17 protein-coding genes are annotated in these 17,664 nt (G+C 68.2%); 11 read left to right on the top strand and 6 right to left on the bottom strand.

Translation table 11 applies throughout. The annotated features are described in order from the left end of the window. Window positions 1-3: 3 nt before the first annotated feature. Window positions 4-696: a TetR/AcrR family transcriptional regulator gene (locus GNT64_RS00180; protein WP_156677700.1), complete on the bottom strand. Its 693-nt coding sequence runs from the start codon at window positions 694-696 to the stop codon at window positions 4-6. Further along, on the bottom strand, window positions 689-1,750 hold the full coding sequence (locus GNT64_RS00175; protein ID WP_197277198.1) for an aromatic ring-hydroxylating oxygenase subunit alpha: 1,062 nt from the start codon (window positions 1,748-1,750) through the stop codon (window positions 689-691). The genes GNT64_RS00180 and GNT64_RS00175 overlap by 8 nt, the downstream gene beginning before the upstream one ends. Before the next feature lie 275 nt (window positions 1,751-2,025). Between GNT64_RS00175 and hpaH the strand changes: the two genes are divergently transcribed. Together hpaH and hpaI are read left to right on the top strand one after the other, a co-directional pair. Beyond that, window positions 2,026-2,823, top strand: a complete 798-nt coding sequence (hpaH, locus tag GNT64_RS00170; protein WP_156677698.1) for a 2-oxo-hept-4-ene-1,7-dioate hydratase — start codon at window positions 2,026-2,028, stop codon at window positions 2,821-2,823. Beyond that, entirely contained in the window at window positions 2,820-3,614 is a 795-nt protein-coding gene (gene hpaI / locus GNT64_RS00165) for a 4-hydroxy-2-oxoheptanedioate aldolase (RefSeq protein ID WP_156677697.1), read from the top strand. The genes hpaH and hpaI overlap by 4 nt, the downstream gene beginning before the upstream one ends. A 9-nt stretch (window positions 3,615-3,623) precedes the next feature. Here hpaI and GNT64_RS00160 read toward each other — a convergent pair whose 3' ends face one another. After that, on the bottom strand, window positions 3,624-4,535 hold the full coding sequence (locus tag GNT64_RS00160; protein WP_231639152.1) for a LysR family transcriptional regulator: 912 nt from the start codon (window positions 4,533-4,535) through the stop codon (window positions 3,624-3,626). A gap of 177 nt (window positions 4,536-4,712) precedes the next feature. Between GNT64_RS00160 and GNT64_RS00155 the strand changes: the two genes are divergently transcribed. Then, window positions 4,713-6,377, top strand: coding sequence for an AMP-binding protein (locus tag GNT64_RS00155; RefSeq protein ID WP_231639151.1), 1,665 nt, complete (start codon window positions 4,713-4,715; stop codon window positions 6,375-6,377). Window positions 6,378-6,405: 28 nt separating this feature from the next. Continuing rightward, window positions 6,406-7,530, top strand: coding sequence for an LLM class flavin-dependent oxidoreductase (locus GNT64_RS00150; RefSeq protein ID WP_156677695.1), 1,125 nt, complete (start codon window positions 6,406-6,408; stop codon window positions 7,528-7,530). Window positions 7,531-7,558: 28 nt separating this feature from the next. Here GNT64_RS00150 and GNT64_RS00145 read toward each other — a convergent pair whose 3' ends face one another. The 3 genes from GNT64_RS00145 to GNT64_RS00135 form a co-directional block, all read right to left on the bottom strand. Next, on the bottom strand, window positions 7,559-8,626 hold the full coding sequence (locus GNT64_RS00145; RefSeq protein WP_231639150.1) for an aromatic ring-hydroxylating oxygenase subunit alpha: 1,068 nt from the start codon (window positions 8,624-8,626) through the stop codon (window positions 7,559-7,561). 100 nt (window positions 8,627-8,726) lie between these two features. Continuing rightward, complete coding sequence (dld, locus tag GNT64_RS00140) at window positions 8,727-10,457, bottom strand: D-lactate dehydrogenase (RefSeq protein WP_156677694.1); 1,731 nt, start codon at window positions 10,455-10,457, stop codon at window positions 8,727-8,729. Window positions 10,458-10,544: 87 nt separating this feature from the next. Next, window positions 10,545-11,276, bottom strand: a complete 732-nt coding sequence (locus GNT64_RS00135; RefSeq protein WP_197277197.1) for a TetR/AcrR family transcriptional regulator — start codon at window positions 11,274-11,276, stop codon at window positions 10,545-10,547. A gap of 145 nt (window positions 11,277-11,421) precedes the next feature. Here GNT64_RS00135 and GNT64_RS00130 point away from each other — a divergent pair, with 145 nt between their 5' ends. Genes GNT64_RS00130 through GNT64_RS00110 form a run of 7 tightly spaced genes read left to right on the top strand, consistent with a single transcriptional unit; the run spans window position 11,422 to window position 17,606 of the window. Beyond that, complete coding sequence (locus GNT64_RS00130) at window positions 11,422-12,210, top strand: maleate cis-trans isomerase family protein (RefSeq protein WP_156677692.1); 789 nt, start codon at window positions 11,422-11,424, stop codon at window positions 12,208-12,210. Next, on the top strand, window positions 12,207-13,463 hold the full coding sequence (locus tag GNT64_RS00125; protein ID WP_156677691.1) for an alpha/beta hydrolase: 1,257 nt from the start codon (window positions 12,207-12,209) through the stop codon (window positions 13,461-13,463). Before GNT64_RS00130 ends, GNT64_RS00125 begins: the two co-directional genes overlap by 4 nt. Before the next feature lie 11 nt (window positions 13,464-13,474). Beyond that, complete coding sequence (locus tag GNT64_RS00120; protein ID WP_197277196.1) at window positions 13,475-14,062, top strand: VOC family protein; 588 nt, start codon at window positions 13,475-13,477, stop codon at window positions 14,060-14,062. Between the two features lies 1 nt (window position 14,063). Further along, window positions 14,064-14,327, top strand: a complete 264-nt coding sequence (locus tag GNT64_RS21450) for a hypothetical protein (protein WP_197277195.1) — start codon at window positions 14,064-14,066, stop codon at window positions 14,325-14,327. Continuing rightward, window positions 14,324-15,469 (top strand): FAD-dependent monooxygenase, encoded by a 1,146-nt coding sequence (locus GNT64_RS00115; RefSeq protein WP_156677690.1) that lies wholly within the window; start codon window positions 14,324-14,326, stop codon window positions 15,467-15,469. Before GNT64_RS21450 ends, GNT64_RS00115 begins: the two co-directional genes overlap by 4 nt. Next, entirely contained in the window at window positions 15,466-15,918 is a 453-nt protein-coding gene (locus GNT64_RS21445; RefSeq protein WP_197277194.1) for an acyl-CoA thioesterase, read from the top strand. Before GNT64_RS00115 ends, GNT64_RS21445 begins: the two co-directional genes overlap by 4 nt. Then, window positions 15,915-17,606 carry an AMP-binding protein gene (locus tag GNT64_RS00110; RefSeq protein WP_197277193.1) on the top strand — a complete coding sequence of 564 codons (1,692 nt, stop codon included), beginning with the start codon at window positions 15,915-15,917 and terminating at the stop codon, window positions 17,604-17,606. The genes GNT64_RS21445 and GNT64_RS00110 overlap by 4 nt, the downstream gene beginning before the upstream one ends. The last annotated feature ends 58 nt before the right edge of the window (window positions 17,607-17,664 follow it).

Here is a 17,664-nt window from a genome sequence, read left to right as displayed (position 1 = left end):
CGCTCAGTCGAAGATCGGGCGGATGATGTGGTCCACCTCCTGCGCGGCGAGGCGATCGGCCTCGTCGAGCGGGAGGCCGAGGCCGCGCAGCAGGATCGCGGTCAACTGCTGGGCGCGCGCGATGCTGGCGAACGGATCGGCATCGTAGCCGGCCTGGGCGTAGGCGGCGTTGAGCAGGCCGTACATCAGCAGGATGCCGCTTTCGGTCGTCGCCAGCACGAAGCGTCCGGAAGCCACGCCCGCCGCGACGAAACCGGCGATCCCCTGATTGAGGGGGCCGCGCACCGCATTGAACGCGAACTGGTTGGAGACGAGGAAGCGCGCGCGCTGCGGCTCTTTCCAGCGGTAGGCGAGCGCGATGCAGAAGGACCGCGCCATGCGCCGCGCGTCGTCCGTCACCTCCGCCGTCCCCGCCAGGATCTCGCCGCGCAGCGCCGCGCGCACGCGGCGCGTGACCGCCAGATGCAGCGCCGCCTTGTCCTCGAAATGATTGTAGAACGTCCCCTTCGCGATGCCTGCCGCGGCGATGATCTCGTCGACCGAGACCTGCTCGATGGACCGGCCGAACAGCAGCCGCTCGGCCGCCGCGAGCAGGCTGTCGCGCGTGCGGCTCCGCCGCCTGCCCTCCGCGACCTCGACCTCGTCGGGCGGCTCGACCAGCATCAGGTGGAGCGGGCTCGCGCGGCTCTTATCCATGCAGCGCGACGGCCTCGCGCGCCTCGGTCGCACGTCCACCCTCGGCGGCGATCATCCTGGCCAGCTTGCGGCGGACACGCACCGCGCCCTCGTCGATCCGCAGGAGGATGGGGTCGAGTTCCCAGAAATCCCGACCGCCCATCCGATCGTGCTGGGCATCGATCATCGGCTTGTCCTCGGTCGCAAAGATCCAGTTGCGCATCTCGGCGAAACGCTCGTTGAGCGCGGCATCGTCGACGGCGAAGGTACGGCTGGAGGCGAAGAAGTAATGCGTCGTGCGCGCGGTCTCGGGCGTCATGATGTGGACGTTGATCATCGGGTAGGTGCCGTCGAACGGCGTTCCCACCGGCGCGGTCGCCGTCGCCAGGCTCATGATCGCGGGCGCCGACCATTCGACATTGGTGCGCGTATCGAGGCGATCGTCGGGGCCGAGCCCGCGCATCGATTGCTGGAGCGGCGTCGGCACCTCGTCGAGCGCATCCCACCGGATCGTCAGCCGGTCGTCGGTCTCGACCACCTTCGCGCGCGTCCGCGTGAAGGAGCCGCCGCCCAGCGTGGTCGGGTGGAGGAAATCGGCATGGGTGAGATCGAGGATGTTGTCGACGAACAGCTCGTAATTGCCGTTGCCGCAGACATAGCCTTTGCTGAACGCCGTCTCCGGCGCGTCGCTGAGATAAGAGAGGTCGCGGAGAGACGAAGGGTCGGCGGCGGCCGGCTCACCCATCCAGATCCACAACGCGCGATACGCCTCGACGATCGGATAATGCCTGACGGCCATGCCCTTCAGGATTGGCCCGTGCGGATTGAGGACGCACCGTCCCTCGCCGTCGAAGGCGATGCCGTGATAACCGCAGGTGATCGCACCATCGACGATCCGGCCCTTGCTCAGCGGAACGAAGCGGTGCGGGCATCGATCGAACACGGCGCGTGCATGGCCCTCGCCGTCCCGGAACAGGACGACCGGCTCCTCCAGATATCGTCGCGCCAGCACGCCGTCCGCGGGAACTTCGTCCGCCCATGCCGCCATGTACCAGCAGTTGCAAAGATAGGTCATCGGGATCTCTCCGTCGGCAGCGCGCTCGCGCGTCTCGTCGGGCAGAATATAGACGGTTCGTCCAATTTGAGAAGCTGTGCACACCTGATTTTGGCAAGGCGCGAATCCGGATCTATCCTCCTCGTCCAGCATCATCCCCCTTGCCGGCATCCTGTCGCTGTGAAAGTTGCCGATCCCGCACGATGGCTTTTCCAAACCGCCGATTGTTGCCACTGCGCCGATTGGCGAGGAGCCGCAGGCGGGTGTTCGCTCGAACGAGAGGATAAGTGAAGGGCATGGATGAAGCCGACGTCACCGCGATGGCGGCCGAGCTGGACCGGGCCGAACGCGACAAGGTGCAGATCCAGCAGATCAGCGAACGCTTTCCCGACATGGACATGGCCGATGCATACGCGATCCAGCGCGCGTGGATGAAGCTGAAGCTCGCATCCGGCCTCAAGCCGGTCGGCCGCAAGATCGGCCTCACGAGCCGCGCGATGCAGCGTTCGGTCAACATCACCGAGCCCGATTCGGGTCTGCTGCTGGACAACATGCTGTTCCGCGACGGCCACGACATACCGACCGACCGCTTCATCGAGCCGCGCGTGGAGGTGGAGCTGGCGTTCGTGCTGTCGCGCAGGCTGGAAGGGCCGAACGTCACGATATTCGACGTGCTGAACGCCACCGATTATGTGGTGCCCGCGCTGGAGATCATCGACTCGCGGATCCAGCGGGTGCAGGCGAACGGCCGGATGCGGAAGGTGCTGGATACCATTTCGGACAACGCCGCCAATGCCGGCATCGTCATGGGCGGAAGGCCGGTGCGGCCGGATGCGGTGGATCTGCGCTGGGTGGGCGCGATCCTGTACCGCAACGGCGTGATCGAGGAGACGGGGCTCGCCGCCGGCGTGCTCAACCACCCCGCCAACGGCCCCGCCTGGCTCGCCCACCGGCTCCACGATTATGGCGAGGCGCTGGAGCCCGGCGAGATCGTTCTGGGCGGCTCCTTCACCAGCTTCGTCCACGCCCGCCCCGGCGACAATTTCCACGCCGATTACGGCCCGCTCGGCAGCATCTCGGTGCATTTCGCGTGAACCCGTTCAAGCAGGCCCTGCGCGAAGGGCGGGCGCAGATCGGTTTGTGGCAGGCGCTCGCCAACGCCTATACGGCGGAGATCTGCGCGGGCGCGGGGTTCGACTGGCTGCTGTTCGACGGCGAGCATGCGCCCAACGACCTGCCGCTGCTGCTGGCCCAACTCCAGGCGGTCGCCGCTTATCCGGTCGAGCCGGTGGTGCGGCTGCCGGTCGGCGACAGCGTGCTCATCAAGCAGGCGCTCGACATCGGGGCGCGCACGCTGCTGATCCCGATGGTCGAAACGGGCGAGCAGGCGGCGGAGCTGGTGCGGGCGACCCGCTATCCGCCCCACGGCGTGCGCGGGGTGGGCTCGGCGATCGGGCGCGCGGCGCGGTGGAACCGGACGCCGAACTATCTGCATGAGGCGAGCGAGGAAATCTGCCTGCTGCTGCAGGTCGAGAGCCGCGCCGGCCTGGACGATCTGGACGCGATCGCGCGGACGGATGGTGTGGACGGCGTGTTCGTCGGCCCGTCCGATCTCGCGGCCTCGCTCGGCCATCTCGGGTCGCCCGGCCATGCCGAGGTGCAGCGCGCGATCGAGGAGGCGATCGCCACCATCCTCGCCGCCGGCAAGGCACCCGGCATGTTGATGGCCGACGAAGCCCTGTCGCGCCGCTATCTGGCGCTTGGCGCCACGTTCGTCGCGGTCGGCACCGACGTGACCCTGCTCGCACGCGGCGCCGAGACCCTGGCGGCGCGCTTCAGGGCCGCCACGCCGCCACCCGCCGTCACCCCGGGCGGGGTCTACTGACGGCGGCGATCAGGCGGCCGCCCAGGATGGCGGCGTGGCGAACTCGGCGCGCAGATGGTCCAGGAAGGCGCGCGTCTTGAGCGGCAGGTTCTTCCGCTTCGCATAGACCGCATAGATGTTGCTCGCCGGCTCGCGGCTCTCGGGAAACAGCTCGACCAGTTCGCCGCTGCGGATATGCTCGTCCACCATGAAGCGGGCGAGATGGCCGATCCCCAGCCCTTCCAGCAGCGCCTGGCGAACGAGATCGCCATTGTCCGACACGAACGAGCCCGAGACCGCCACCTGCTCGATCGAGCCGTCCGCCAGCCGCTGCGGCCAGCGCGCCGATTGGGTCACGCCGCGCACGACCAGGCAGTTGTGGCCGGCGAGATCGGCCAGGCTGCCCGGCGTGCCGTGCCGCGCCAGATAGTCGGGCGCGGCGCAGTAGACCCGCATGTTCGGCGCGAGCTTGAGCGCGATCAGACCGGGATCGAGATTGTTGCTGATCCGGATCGCGACGTCGATCCCGTCGGCGACGATGTCCTCCGCGCTGGTCGACAACGAGATGTCGAGCCGGACCTTCGGATATTTGCGGAGGAAGCGGACGAGGATCGGCGTCATGTGACGCGTCGTGAAGACGGTCGCCGCCGACACGCGCAGAAGCCCCTGCGGCTCGGCATTATATTCGCCGATCTCGTTCTCGGTCTCCTCCACCTCGTGCAGGATGGAGAGACAACGGTCGTAGAAGCGGCTGCCAAGCTCGGTGATCGAGAGCCGCTTGGTCGATCGGATCACGAGCTGGCCGCTGACCCGGCTTTCCAGTTCCGCGACATGCTTCGATATCGTGGACGGCACCACGCGCAGCCGGCGCCCGGCCGCCGAGAAGCTGCCCGCCTCGACGACCGCGACGAACGCCCGCAGCGCACCGAGATCGTCGATCATCCGGCGATGCGACAGGGAACGGGGTGGCTTGGCGGGCATAGTCGTCATGGGCATCATAGGTGTATCTCGCCCAGGCCAGCTGTTCCAGTTGGGAATATTGCTCATGCTACCTTTTTCACTTCTCAACGGGTCGGGCTTCCGCGACGCTGCGGCGAGAGAAGAGAGGATGCGGTGCGCGTGACGAACCCGCCGAGCGAGACCTGCGACGCATCGCTGCCCGGGGCGATGCAGGGCTGGGCGATGACGCTGGACACGATCATCGCCCATGCCGCATCGGCTCATGCCGACCGGCCGGTCGTGTCGATCGCGGCGGATGGCGCGGTGCTGCGCCGTACCTACGCCGATGTCGCGCGCGATGCCCGGCGGATGAGCGCCGCGCTGCTGGTGCGCGGTATCCGCCGCACGGACCGGATCGCCACCCTGCTGTGGAAAAGCGACGATCATCTCGTCGCTTGGTACGGGGCGATGGGCATCGGTGCCGTCGCGCACACGCTCAACCCGCGTCTTCATCCCGATCAGGTCGCCTGGATCGCCGCGCACGGCGGTGGCCGCATCCTGATCCTCGACCCGCAGTTCGTCCCGCTGGTCACGGCCATCCTGCCCGCCCTGCCCGCGATCGAATTGCTGGTGGTTGCCGGCGCGGACGATGTCGCCGCCACGATCGGCGGCACGCCGGCCATGACGTTCGCGCAATTCCTGGCGGAAGGACGGGAGGATGTGGCGTGGGGCGGCTTCGACGAGCTGACGCCGTCCGGGCTCTGCTACACCTCCGGGACGACCGGCGATCCGAAGGGCGTGCTCTACACCCACCGATCCAATTTTCTTCACGCGATCACCGCCAATCAGCCGAACGGGCTGGCGCTCCGCACGACCGATACGGTGCTGCCGATCGTCCCGATGTTCCACGCCAATGCCTGGGGCTTGCCCTTCATCGCGCCGATGACCGGCGCGGGCCTGGTCCTGCCCGGCCCGCGGCTGGACGGCGCATCGCTCCACAGGCTGATGGAACGCGAAGGCGTCACGTTCGCGGCGGGCGTGCCCACGGTCTGCCAGGGGCTGCTCCGCCATCTGGAGGAGACCGGCGCCTCGCTGACGACGCTGCGCCGCATGCTGATCGGCGGGTCCGCCGTCTCCCGCGCGCTGATCGAGGCGTTCGAGGCGCGTGGCGTGGAGATCGTTCAAGGCTGGGGCATGACCGAGACCTCGCCTCTCGCCGCGATGACCGCGCCGGTCGGCGACGAGGGCGCGCTGACCCGCGAGGCGATCGTCACGCGCAAGAGCGTGCAGGGCCGTATCGTGTTTCCGAACACCGCCAAGGTCGTCGATGAAGGCGGCCATGCCCTGCCGTGCGACGGGGTCAGCGCTGGGCTGCTCAAGATACGCGGCCCGATCGTCGTCGACACATATTTCGGCGCTGGCGCGACCGCGCTGGACGGAGACGGCTTCTTCGATACCGGCGACATCGCCGTGATCGATCCGCAGGGTTTCATCCGGCTCGTCGATCGCGCCAAGGACGTGGTGAAATCCGGCGGCGAGTGGATCTCCTCGATCGATCTCGAGAACATGGCGATGAGCCACCCGCAGGTCCTGCGCGCCGCGGTGATCGCGGTTCCCGACGAGACATGGGGCGAGCGGCCGTTGCTGGTGGTGGAGACCGGCGACGATCGGCCGAGCCCCGCCGGGCTGATCGATCACCTGACGCCGCTTGTACCCAGATGGTGGCTGCCGGAGCGGATCGCCTATGCGGCGATCCCGCTCGGCGCCACCGGCAAGATCGACAAGGTCGCGCTTCGCCGCCTGCTAGCGTCCGATGCCGCGCCCGACCTGATCGCGACCCGCTGATCCGCGCCACCGCCCGGAGGAGACCCGCATGACCGCGAACCCCATCTTCAACGCCAACCGGATGAAGGTCGGCATATTCTGCACCAACGGCAAGGGCGCGGCGCTGACGACGGTGCCCGAAGCCTATGTCGCGACATGGGCCTCATCGGTGGAGACCGCGCGGATCGCCGACGATGCCGGCTTCGAGGCGATCGTTCCTTATGCCCGCTGGAAGGGCTATGTCGCCGGCCAGCCGGATCATATCACCGGCCACGTCATGGAGCCGTTCACCTGGGCGGCGGGGATCGCCCAGGCGACGCGTCATTCCGCCGTGTTCGCCACCTCGCACGCGCCGACCATCCATCCGATCCTCGCCGCCAAGCAGGCGGTGACCGTCGATCTCATCTCGGGCGGCCGGTTCGGGCTGAACGTCGTCGGCGGCTGGAACAAGCCCGAACTGGAGATGTTCGGCGCGGCGCTGCGCGAGCACGACCAGCGATACGATCATCTGGCCGAGTGGACCGAGATCGTCGAGCGGTTGTGGCGGGACGATCAGGCATTCGATTTCGCCGGCAAGTTCTTCACCGTGCTGGAGGGCATCTCGCTTCCCAAGCCCGTCCAGCGGCCGCGTCCGCCGATCATGAATGCCGGCGGATCGGCGCGCGGGCAGCGCTTCGCATGCGAATATGCCGACATGTGCTTCGTCATCATCAAGTCCGAACGGCCGGAGAAGATCCGCGAGCAGGTGGACGCGTACAAGACGATGGCGCGCGAGGAGTTCGGTCGCGACATCCAGATTTGGACCAACGCCTTCGTCGTGCAGGACGAGGATCAGGATGCCGCCGAACGCTACCTCCACCGCTACTCGGTCGAATATGAGGACAGGGATGCGGCGGACGCGTGGATGAAGGCGCAGCAGGAACAGACGCAGCTGATGCCGCGGGAGGCGCTTGCCGCCTTTCGCCAGCGCTTCGTGGCGGGCGCGGGCGGCTTTCCCCTGGTGGGCACCGCCGACCGGATCGCGGAGCGCCTGGAGTTGCTGGCCGAGTGCGGGATAGGCGGCGTGCTGCTGACCTGGGTGGATTATGTGGCCGGCATGCAGCACTTCGTGCGCGATGTGCTGCCGCTGATGGAGCGGGCCTGCCTGCGTTCGCCATTCTCGCCGGCCATGTAGGCGCCCGCCGCCTGGACGCGACCGACGCTCAGGCGAGCTGCAACCCCGGCGTCGCGGCAGCGTCGCTCTCCGGCGCGGGCGGCATGTTGTCGCGCCGGATCATCCGCTCGATCTCCCGGCGGACACGCACCGCCGCGACGTCGCCGGGCAGGATGGCGGGGCGCAGCGACCAGAGGTCGGCGCCGTCCATCGCCGCGTCAACCGCCTCGATCATCGGATTGTCCTCCGTCACGAAGGCGCTGGTCTGCGCGCCGCGGATCAGATCGGCCATGGCCTTGTCGTCGGGACCGAAGACGCCGCATGTGCCGTAGAAATAGTGCGTCGTCCGCCACGTTTCGGGCGTGACGATGTGAACCGCGATGTCCTCGCCGCGCTGCACGGGCTCGGCACCGGGCGCCACCGATCCATATTCCAGCCGCATGCTGGTGGGCGCCATCCACACCATGTTGGTCCACTGGTCGCAGGTCTGGCCGGCGATCGGGCTGTAGGTGGGCGCGATCGTCGACGGCATCCACAGATCGGCCCGGATCGCGCCGTCCTGTTCGCTGACCTTGACCTTGCACGCGCGCATGCTCTCGTTGCCGAGCGTGCCGAAATGCAGATAGTTGACGTGCGACAGATCCATGAGGTTGTCGATTTCAAGCAGGTAGTTCGCCTGGACATGCAGCACGTTGCCGATATTCGCGTTCTCGCCGGGCTGCTCGGGAATGCAGGAGAAATTGGGGATGAGCGACGGATCCGCCAGCGCCGGATCGCCCATCCAGATCCACACGATATGGTGACGCTCCTCGATCGGGAAGGCGCGCACCCTGGCCTGCGCGGGCACATGGCCGTCACCGCTGGGATTGAGGACGCAGGCGCCGGTGCGATCGAAATGGAGGCCGTGATAGGCGCACTGCACCGTGCCGTTCGTCACCCGGCCGAGATGCAGCGGGGCGAAGCGATGCGGGCACCGATCCTGCAACGCCGCCGCCTCGCCATGCTCGTCGCGGAACAGGACGATCGGGATATCGAGCAGGCGGCGCGCCAGCATCGTCCCGCCGACCTCCGCGCTCCACGCCGCCATGTACCAGGCGTTCCACGCATATCGCATCATCACTCTCCAGCGCGACGCCGACGATATCCGCGTCGATCCCGATTGCTCTACGGTTACGTCGACATTTCCACACTATCGTAGGAAGGTCAACGTCGCGCCGTCAGGACCAGTTCGCCTTGCGCGAGGTCTGGCCGATGCCCGGATTGAACGCGTTCGCCGGATCGAGAGCGCGATAGAAGGCGGCGAGCGCCGGCTTGGCGACGTAGAGGTGGCCGACATTGTGCTCCGCCGGATATTCGGCGCCGCGCGCATCCAGCAGCGGCAGCATCTCCGCCTCCAGCGCATGCGGATCGACGCCGGCGTGGACCAGATAGTCCTGGTGGAACACCTGGCAGAAGAAGTGTCCGTAATAGAGCTTGTGCGCGATGCGACGCTCGATCGCGGGCGGAAGCGTCTCCACCCAGTCGAGCGTGTTGCGCGGGAGCGCGATGTCGAGCGCGACGATGCCGCCGGATCGGCGCGCATGCACGGCATGGTAGCGCACGGCCGCGCTGGCGACCGCGAACCGATGGAGGAAGGCCTTGCGCGCTTCCTCGGCGGTACATTCGAAGACGTCCGCATCCACGCCCGCCCGATCGAAGCGGTCGGCGAAATAGGCGCGCGCCTCGGCCACGCCCGACCCTTGCATCCTGAGGATGAGGTGATGCTCGAACCGATCGCGAAAGGCGCGCATCCGGGACGGGAGATGTTGCGGGAACAGCCGGCTGGCGGCCTGGAGCAGCCGGTCGCTCAGGCCCGCGCCCAGCCGGCCGAACCGCGCCGCTATCGTGTCCACCCTCGCCTTCATCGCGAAGAGCGCCGGCAGGCGGTGCGTGCCGAGCCGCTCGATTGCGAGGAACACATCCTTGCCGTACACGGCGGCGATGTCGAACGCGTCCCGATGGATATATTCGCCCGTCACGGGCAGCGTCGAGAAGCCGGACAGGATATCGCGGCGGAGCGCGGTGAGCGTCGCCGGATCGTTCGCGCCGATGTAGAAGACGGCGGGGTCCAGATCCTGGCGGAAGGTATCGAGCCGGACCGCGAACACGATCAGCCGCCCGGCCGAGCCCGACGCCTCGCGCAGCCGATGCGGATCGGCGTTGAAGCGGGCGGGCGTAGCCGCGTCGACCTGGCGGACATGCGCGGCATAGCCCGCGTCGGATGCGCGCCGGGTGTCATCGCGGACGATGTCGGCCGGGCCGAACGCGCCTGCCTCCAGCCGTGACAGGATCGTCTCCGGGTCGCCGCCAAGCGCGATCCCGAGATGGTTGACCAGGGTCAGCGTGCCATCGGGCTCGGCGCGGGCATAAAGCGCCCACTCGGTATAAGCGGGGCCGCGCTCGACCAGCGCGCCGCCCGAATTGTTGCAGATGCCGCCCACCACCGAGGCGCCGATACAGGACGAGCCGATCACCGAATGCGGCTGCCGGCCGAGCGGCGCCAGCACCCGCTCCAGCTCAAACAGGCTGGCGCCCGCGAGGCACACGACCTGTGCCCCGTCCTCGATCGGCCGGATGCCTTTCAGCCGCCGGGTGCTGAGGATCACGACCGGCCGATCATAGCCTTCGGCAACCGGGGTCGATCCGCCGGTCAGGCCGGTATTGGCGGCCTGCGGGATGATGATGACGCCCGCCGCGTGGCATGCCACCGCCACCCGCCACTGCTCGACCAGCGTGCCGGGCACGGCCACCGCCAGCACCGGCCCGCCACCGAAGCGGTAGCCGATCCGGAACGCCCTCGTCTGCCGATCCGCGGTCAGAAGATGGCGTCGCCCGACGATCGCGCGCAATCGTCCGAGCAGCCCGTCCGGCAGCGGTAAGGCGGAACTGTCTGCGGTCGGCTGTCGCATGCGGCCGTCTACATCGCGCCTCGATCGCGTGGCGCCAAGTGGGCGCGGCGGCAACGGCTTCTTTCCGTTGCCGCTCGATCGGTCGCGTCAGGCTTGATCGAGCGGCCCGAGCGCCGCCTCGACGATGTCCAGCTGGTGGCGGATCGTCCTGAGCGCGACGGCGGGGCCGGCGGGCGCCACGTCGGTGCCGCCCGCCAGCACGGATTGCAGCGCCAGATCGGTGATCGATGCCACCACCCGGGCGACATCCTCCTGCCCGGCCGGGTTGAACCACCAGGCGACCCACGTGCACATGCCGATCAACGCGAACGCGGTCGACACCGGATCGACCGGCCGGAACCGCCCGGTGCGCGTGCCTTCGGCCACCACGCTAACGAACGCGTCGCGGACGGCGCGCTTGCCGGCGCGATGCTTCTTCAGCATCTCCGCCGGCAGATCGTTCTCGCTCCGGTCGAGCAGGCGGAAGCGCAGCGGGTGCTCGGCGATAGGTTGCACCGTCGAAGCCACGAGATGACGCAGCTTGGCCGGCGCATCGAGCGCCGGATCGGTGGTGACGGTGGAATGCTCGGCGGCCCGCACCTCCGTGAAATCCTTGACCAGCCGCGCGAGGATGTCCTCCTTGCTGCGCACATAATGGTAGAGCGACGGGCGGCTAAGCCCCATCGCGTCGGCGATGTCCTGCAGGCTGGTATTGCCATAGCCCTTTCGGGTGAACAGCTCGGTCGCGACATTGTAGATCTCGCCATCGACGAGCTGGCGGCGCTTGTTGACCGGCCCCTCGCGGCCTTCCGCCTTCCGCCCCGCATTGCGTGTCGCCAATCTCGCCTCCCGCTTGCTCCTACCCGGCTTCTTCCGGGGCGCCGCGATGCGGTCAACGACTTTCACGAACTTCCGACACCAATGTTGACAACTCACGCGTGCGTAGTATTTTCGACACCAGCGTAGAACAACGGGCGGAGAGAGCGTGGTGGGCAGGACGTTCAGGATCGGTCAGATCGTGCCGAGCTCCAACACCACCATGGAGACCGAGATCCCCGCCATCCTGCGGGCGCGCGAGGCGATGCGCCCCGACGAACGCTTCACCTTCCACTCCAGCCGGATGCGGATGAAGAAGGTCACGCGTGAGGAACTGGCGGCGATGGACGGCGATTCCGACCGTTGCGCGCTGGAACTGTCCGACGCGCGCGTGGACGTGATGGGCTATGCCTGCCTCGTCGCCATCATGAGCATGGGGCACGGCTATCACCGCACCTCGCAGCAGCGGCTGCACCGCCGCACGGTGGAGAATGGCGGAGCGGCGCCGGTCGTCACCAGCGCGGGCGCGCTGATCGACGGACTGCAGGCGATAGGCGCGCGCAAGGTCGCCGTGATCACACCCTATATGCAGCCGCTGACCGCGATGGTGGTGGACTATATCGAGGCGGAAGGCGTGTCCGTGCTCGATCGGATATCGCTCCAGATCGAGGACAATCTGGCGGTGGGGCGGCACGATCCGGCCAAGCTGATCGGGATCGCGAAATCGCTCGACCTGTCGCAGGTGGACGCGCTGGTGCTCTCGGCCTGCGTGCAGATGCCGTCTCTCGCCGTGCTGCCGGCGGTGGAGGACGCGGTCGGCAAGCCGGTGGTCTCGGCGGCGGTCTGCACCGCCTTCCGGATGCTGGAGGAACTCGGCCTCGAAACGATCGCGCCCGATGCCGGCGCGCTGCTGAGCGGTCGCTATACCCGCCAGCCGGCGCGTGCGATGGCGCAGTGACCGGCCGGACGCCGACCGCCGGCCTGCGCGGCGCCTTCTGGGATCCGGCGCGCCTGCCCGACGGCGTGCGGCTGACGGCGCATCCGCTGCCCACGCAGGACAAGCAGATCGTCAGCGGCTTCCTGCTGGCGAGGGGCGGCGAGACGACGGTGGCGGTGATCGCCCATCCGCGCGAGCATCTGGTGCCACACTATCTGGCGGCGGAACTCGCAGCGGCCGGCGTGGCGGTGTTCCTGCAGGCGCCGCGCCTGACCGGCAACGACATCCGCCTCGAACATGAGATGGCGCTCTACGATCTGGCGGCGGCGCTGACCTTCCTGCGCGCGCGCGGCTTCCAGCGGATCGTCGCGGTGGGCAATTCGGGCGGCGGGCCGCTCTGGGCGTTCTACAACCAGCAGGCGCTGCTGCCGGGCGAACGGCGCATCGCCCGGACGCCCGGCGGTCGGCCGACCAGGCTGGAAAGCGCCGACCTGCCGGTGCCGGACGGACTGATCTTCGTCTCGACCCATCTCGGCCAGGGCGCGCTGCTGATGAACGGCATCGATCCTTCGGTGACGGACGAGGGCGATGCCTTCTCGGTCGATCCCGCGCTCGATCCGTTCGCCGCGGCGAACGGCTACGCGCCGAGCGGCGGCGCCCGCTACGCGCCCGATTTCGTCGCACGCTATCGCGCGGCGCAACGCGCCCGGATCGCGCGGATCGACGCCTTCGCGCTCGATCATGTCCGCCGGCGGGCAGAGGCGCGCCGGCGCATCAAGGACGGCACGGGTACGCCGCACGATCGGGCGAGCGCCGCGCACACGCCGATCTTCCCGGTGTGGCGCACCGATGCGGACCTGCGCTGCTGGGATCTGGGCATCGATCCGTCCGATCGCCACCCCGGCTCGCTCTGGGGGAGCGACCCCTTCGCATCCAATTACGGCAGCATCGGCTTCGGCCGCACCTGCACGCCCGAGAGCTGGCTGTCGACCTGGTCGGGACTATGCTCCAACGCGTCGATGGCCCGGTGCGCGCCCGCGATCGAGCAGCCTACCCTGCTGATCGAATATACCGGCGATGCCTCCACCTTCCCGAGCGAGGTGGACGCGCTGTTCGACATGATCGGCGCGGCCGACAAGAGCCGCGTCGCCTTCGCCGGCGATCATCACGGCCGGCCGCTCGCGGAAGGCGCACCCAATCCCAAGCGACAGGTGGGCGAGGCGATGGGCGACTGGCTCGCCGCTCGCTTCCCCGTCGCCGTCCCGCAGGGCTGAGGAGAAGAAGAATGTCAGAGGTGCCGACGGTCCTGGGTGGCGTGCATCACACGGCGCGGCCGACCTGGAAGCTCAAGGAGACGGTCGAGTTCTACAACGACATTCTCGGCTTGCCGATCGTCCACGCCATCTCGGCGGTGGGCTGGGGGCCGGAGGATCATCCGGATTTCATCCACCTGTTCTTCGGCGCGGGCCGCGACAGCACGATCGCCTTCTTCTACTATCTCGGCACCCCGCCGCTCGAGAGCCCGCTCACGCCGGACCACTGGCTCTACAAATCGGTGCACACCGCCTGGCGGGTGGAGACGCGGGACGAGCTGCTCGCGTGGAAGGAGCGGCTCGAGGCGCGCGGATTGTCGGTCCTGCAGGTCCGGCACGAGATCATCGAGTCGATCTACGTCACCGATCCCAACGGCTACATGATCGAGTTCACCTGGCAGGTGCGCGAGATGACCACGCATGACGGGTTGGACGCGGAACTGACGCTCAGGGCGGCAATCGCGATCGAGGAGGAGCGAGGCGCGCCCGTGACCGATATCGAGACGGTGTGGCGGCGCAAGGGCGCGCTGGTCGCGGCGCAGCTTGACGAGGTCGCCTGACATGCCCGTCATCTACGTTCTCGACGTGCCCGAATTTCGCGCGCTGGCCGATGTCGCGCGCGCCAACTCCGCCTGTCGCGTGACCGCCACTCCGCTCGGCTACATCCGCATCGCGAGCGATGGAGACATCGTGTTCGACCGGCGCGAACTCGGCTTCAAGCCGGCGATCTGGTACGGCGCGTTCACCGGCGGGATCGAGGGGCGCATCGCCGAGTTCGGCCGCGACACGGTGCGCATCGTCGCCGACGAAGGCGCCGCCGCATGAGGATCGCGATCGTCGGCGGCGGGCCTGGCGGCCTGTTCTTCGCCCGCCTCTACAAGCGGCACCGGCCCGATGCCCAGGTCCGCATCTTCGAGCAGAACCCGGACGATGCCACCTTCGGCTTCGGCGTGACGCTCGGCGGCAGCTCGCTGGGCCAATTGGCGGCGGCGGATCCGGAGACGACCGAGCGGCTGTCGGCCGCGATGGTCTTCGACGAAGCGCAGGTGATCCACCTCAACGGCACCGACGTGCCGATCCACTATGCCAAGCCCGGCGGCAGCATCGCGCGGCTGCGCCTGCTCCAGATCCTGCGCGAGGCGGCGCGCGAGGTCGGCGTCGAGGTGGCGTTCGACACGCGCGTCGCGAGCAGTCGCGATCTCGACGGCTACGACCTGATCGTCGCGGCCGACGGCGTGAACTCGACCATCCGCCAGGAACATGGCGACGCGTTCGGCACGGAATGCCGCATCCTCACCAACCATTTCGCCTGGTATGGCGTGGGCCGCGCCATGTCTCCCAACGCGCTCGTCTTCCGCGATGCGCTGGGTGGCCGCTTCGTCGCGCATTATTATGCCTATACGCCGGAGATGAGCACGTTCGTCGGCGAGTGTGACGACGAGACGTGGACGGCGGCGGGGCTGGACGCGATGAGCGACGCCGATCGCCGCGCGGTGCTGGAGGATGTGTTCGCCCCCGAACTGGCCGGCGCGCCCCTGATCGAGAACCGATCGATCTGGCGGCAATTCCCGGCGATCACCAATGCCCGCTGGCATCACGCGAATATCGTTCTGATCGGCGACGCGCTCCGCAGTGCGCATTTCTCGATCGGATCGGGCACGCGGCTCGCCATGGAGGACGCGCAGGCCTTGTTCGAGGCGATGGCCGCGAACGACGCGGTGGCCGACGCGCTCCCCGCCTTCGTGGCGCGGCGCCAGCCGGCCCGCGACCGCTTCGGCGAGGCGGCCGAGCGCAGCTTCGAATGGTATGAGCGGATCGCGACCGGCATGGCGCAACAGCCGATCGACTTCGCCTACGACTTCATGACCCGCACCGGCCGCGTCGACGATGCGCGGCTGGAAAGCTATGCGCCGAGCTTCGCCCGCCTCTATCGCGACAGTCGCGCCAGCATGGCCGCGACATCATGATCGAGGCGATCGACGGCATCGTCTCGACCGCGCCGTTCGTCGCGCGGCGGCAGGTGGCCTGGGCGGACTGCGACCCGGCAGGCGTCGTCTTCGCCGGCAACTATTATCTCTACGCGCTCTGGACCTACGACCTCTATCGCGCGCGCCGGCTGGCGATCGATCACGAGATGGCGCCCGCACCGATGAAGGCCGCGTCGATCGTCCATCATGCGCCCTTGTATCCCGGCGACATGGTCGATCTCGCCGTGCGCCCGATCCGGATCAGCACGTCCACCTTCTCGCTGGCGATCGCCGCGGCGAAGGGCGGGCAGCCGATCTTCGACGCCGAACTCACCTTCATCTGCCGCGCGGCCGAGGCCTGGACGTCGCGACCCGTGCCCCAAGCGCTGCGCGATCTGCTGCTGGCCGACGCGCAGGCGAACGGCGTGGACCTGAGGAGCCCCGCATGACCCGTGTCCGAAGCCCGATGCCGGGCGTCGTCTACATGGATGACGCCACCATCGATCATTATGTCCGAGAGGGCGTGCTGACCGACGAGCCGCTGATCGCCGCCTTCTCCGCCAGCTTCGATCGCCATGCGGATCGCGTCGCCTTGTCGGAACCCGGCGTGGAGATCACCTACCGCGCGTTGCAGACGATCACGGATCGCGGGGCCGCCGCGCTCCACCGGCTCGGCCTGCGCCCCGGCGACCGCGCGCTGTTCCAGATGCGGAACTGCAAGGAGCTGGTCTACGCCGTCTTCGCGTGCCTGAAGCTCGGCGTCATTCCCGTCTGCACGCTCGCGGCGCACCGCGCGCAGGAGATTGGCTATCTCGGCAACCATTCGGCGGCGAAGCTCCACTTCGTCCATGCGGACGATTTCCGCTTCGACATGGTGGCCTTCGCGCGCGGGATGCAGGCCATCGTGCCCAGCGTCGCGCAGGTGCTTACCGTTCGCGCGACGGGCGACATGGAAGGCGCGACATCGTTCGAGCGGCTGATCGAGGCCGAGGATGCGGAGGAGGCGAAGGCGCTGGTCGCCGGCATCGACCACGATCCTTATCAGGTCGCGCTGTTCCAGCTTTCCGGCGGCACCAGCGGCGTGCCCAAGATCATCCCGCGTTTCAGCAACGAATATCGCTACACCATCCAGACGGTGATCGACTGGCTGGGCTTCGATCGCGACATCGTGTCGTTCACGCCCAACCCGCTCATGCACAACGCGCCGATGTCCTGCTACTGGATGCCGGCCTTGATGCTGGGCGGCGAGGTGGCGATCGCCGGCGGGCCGTCGCTCGCCGAGATCGAGCATGTGCTGGCCGAGCGGCGACCGACGTGGATCGCGCTCGCCAAGGTCCACATGCTCCGCCTGAAAGAGAATGGCGCGGTGGACCGCCTGTCGTTCGACAATGTGTTCGGCTTCGTCGTCACCGACAGCGCGGGTCCGCTGCGCGAGATGGTCGGCGCGCCGTGCCTGCCGATTTTCGGGATGACCGAAGGGCTGCTCGCCTTCGTGCGTCGCCAGGATCCGGTCGCCGCCGCCGATGCGACGGTCGGGCGGCCGACCTCGCCGCACGACGAGCTTCGCTTCGTTACGCCGGGCACCGAGACCGACGTGGCGGAGGGCGAGATCGGCGAGTTGCTGGTGCGCGGGCCGTGCACGATCCGGGGCTATTACGACGCGCCCGAGCGCAACGACGAAGCTTTCACCCAGGACGGCTTCTATCGCTCGGGCGATCTGATGCGCGTCACCGCGATCGGGGGCGATCGCTACCTCGTGTTCGAGGGTCGCGTGAAGGATGTGGTCGATCGCGGGGGCGAGAAGATCAACTGCGCCGAGGTGGAGAACGCCCTGATCCTCCATCCGGCGATCGGCGCCGCCGCCTGCGTCGCGATGCCGGACCCACTCTACGGCCAGAGGTTATGCGCGTTCGTCGTCGCGCGGGACGGCATGACGGCCGTGACGCTCGGGGACATCGGCGCGTTCCTGGAGGCGCACGGCCTGGCGAAGTTCAAATGGCCGGAGCGGATCGAGATGGTCGACACGTTGCCCGAAACGACATCTGGCAAGGTGTCGAAGCCGATGATGCGCGACATCATCGCCGCGCGGCTGCGCGACGAGGCCGCCGCCGCCGATCCGACCGGGGTTTCCGCATAAGTGCCGGCATGACGCCCGGCACAGACATCAAGCGCTATTGACATTAGCGTCGAATAAA

Source organism: Sphingomonas profundi (assembly GCF_009739515.1).
GTDB lineage: Bacteria > Pseudomonadota > Alphaproteobacteria > Sphingomonadales > Sphingomonadaceae > Alterirhizorhabdus > Alterirhizorhabdus profundi.
This window is presented reverse-complemented; position numbering and strand designations above follow the sequence as displayed.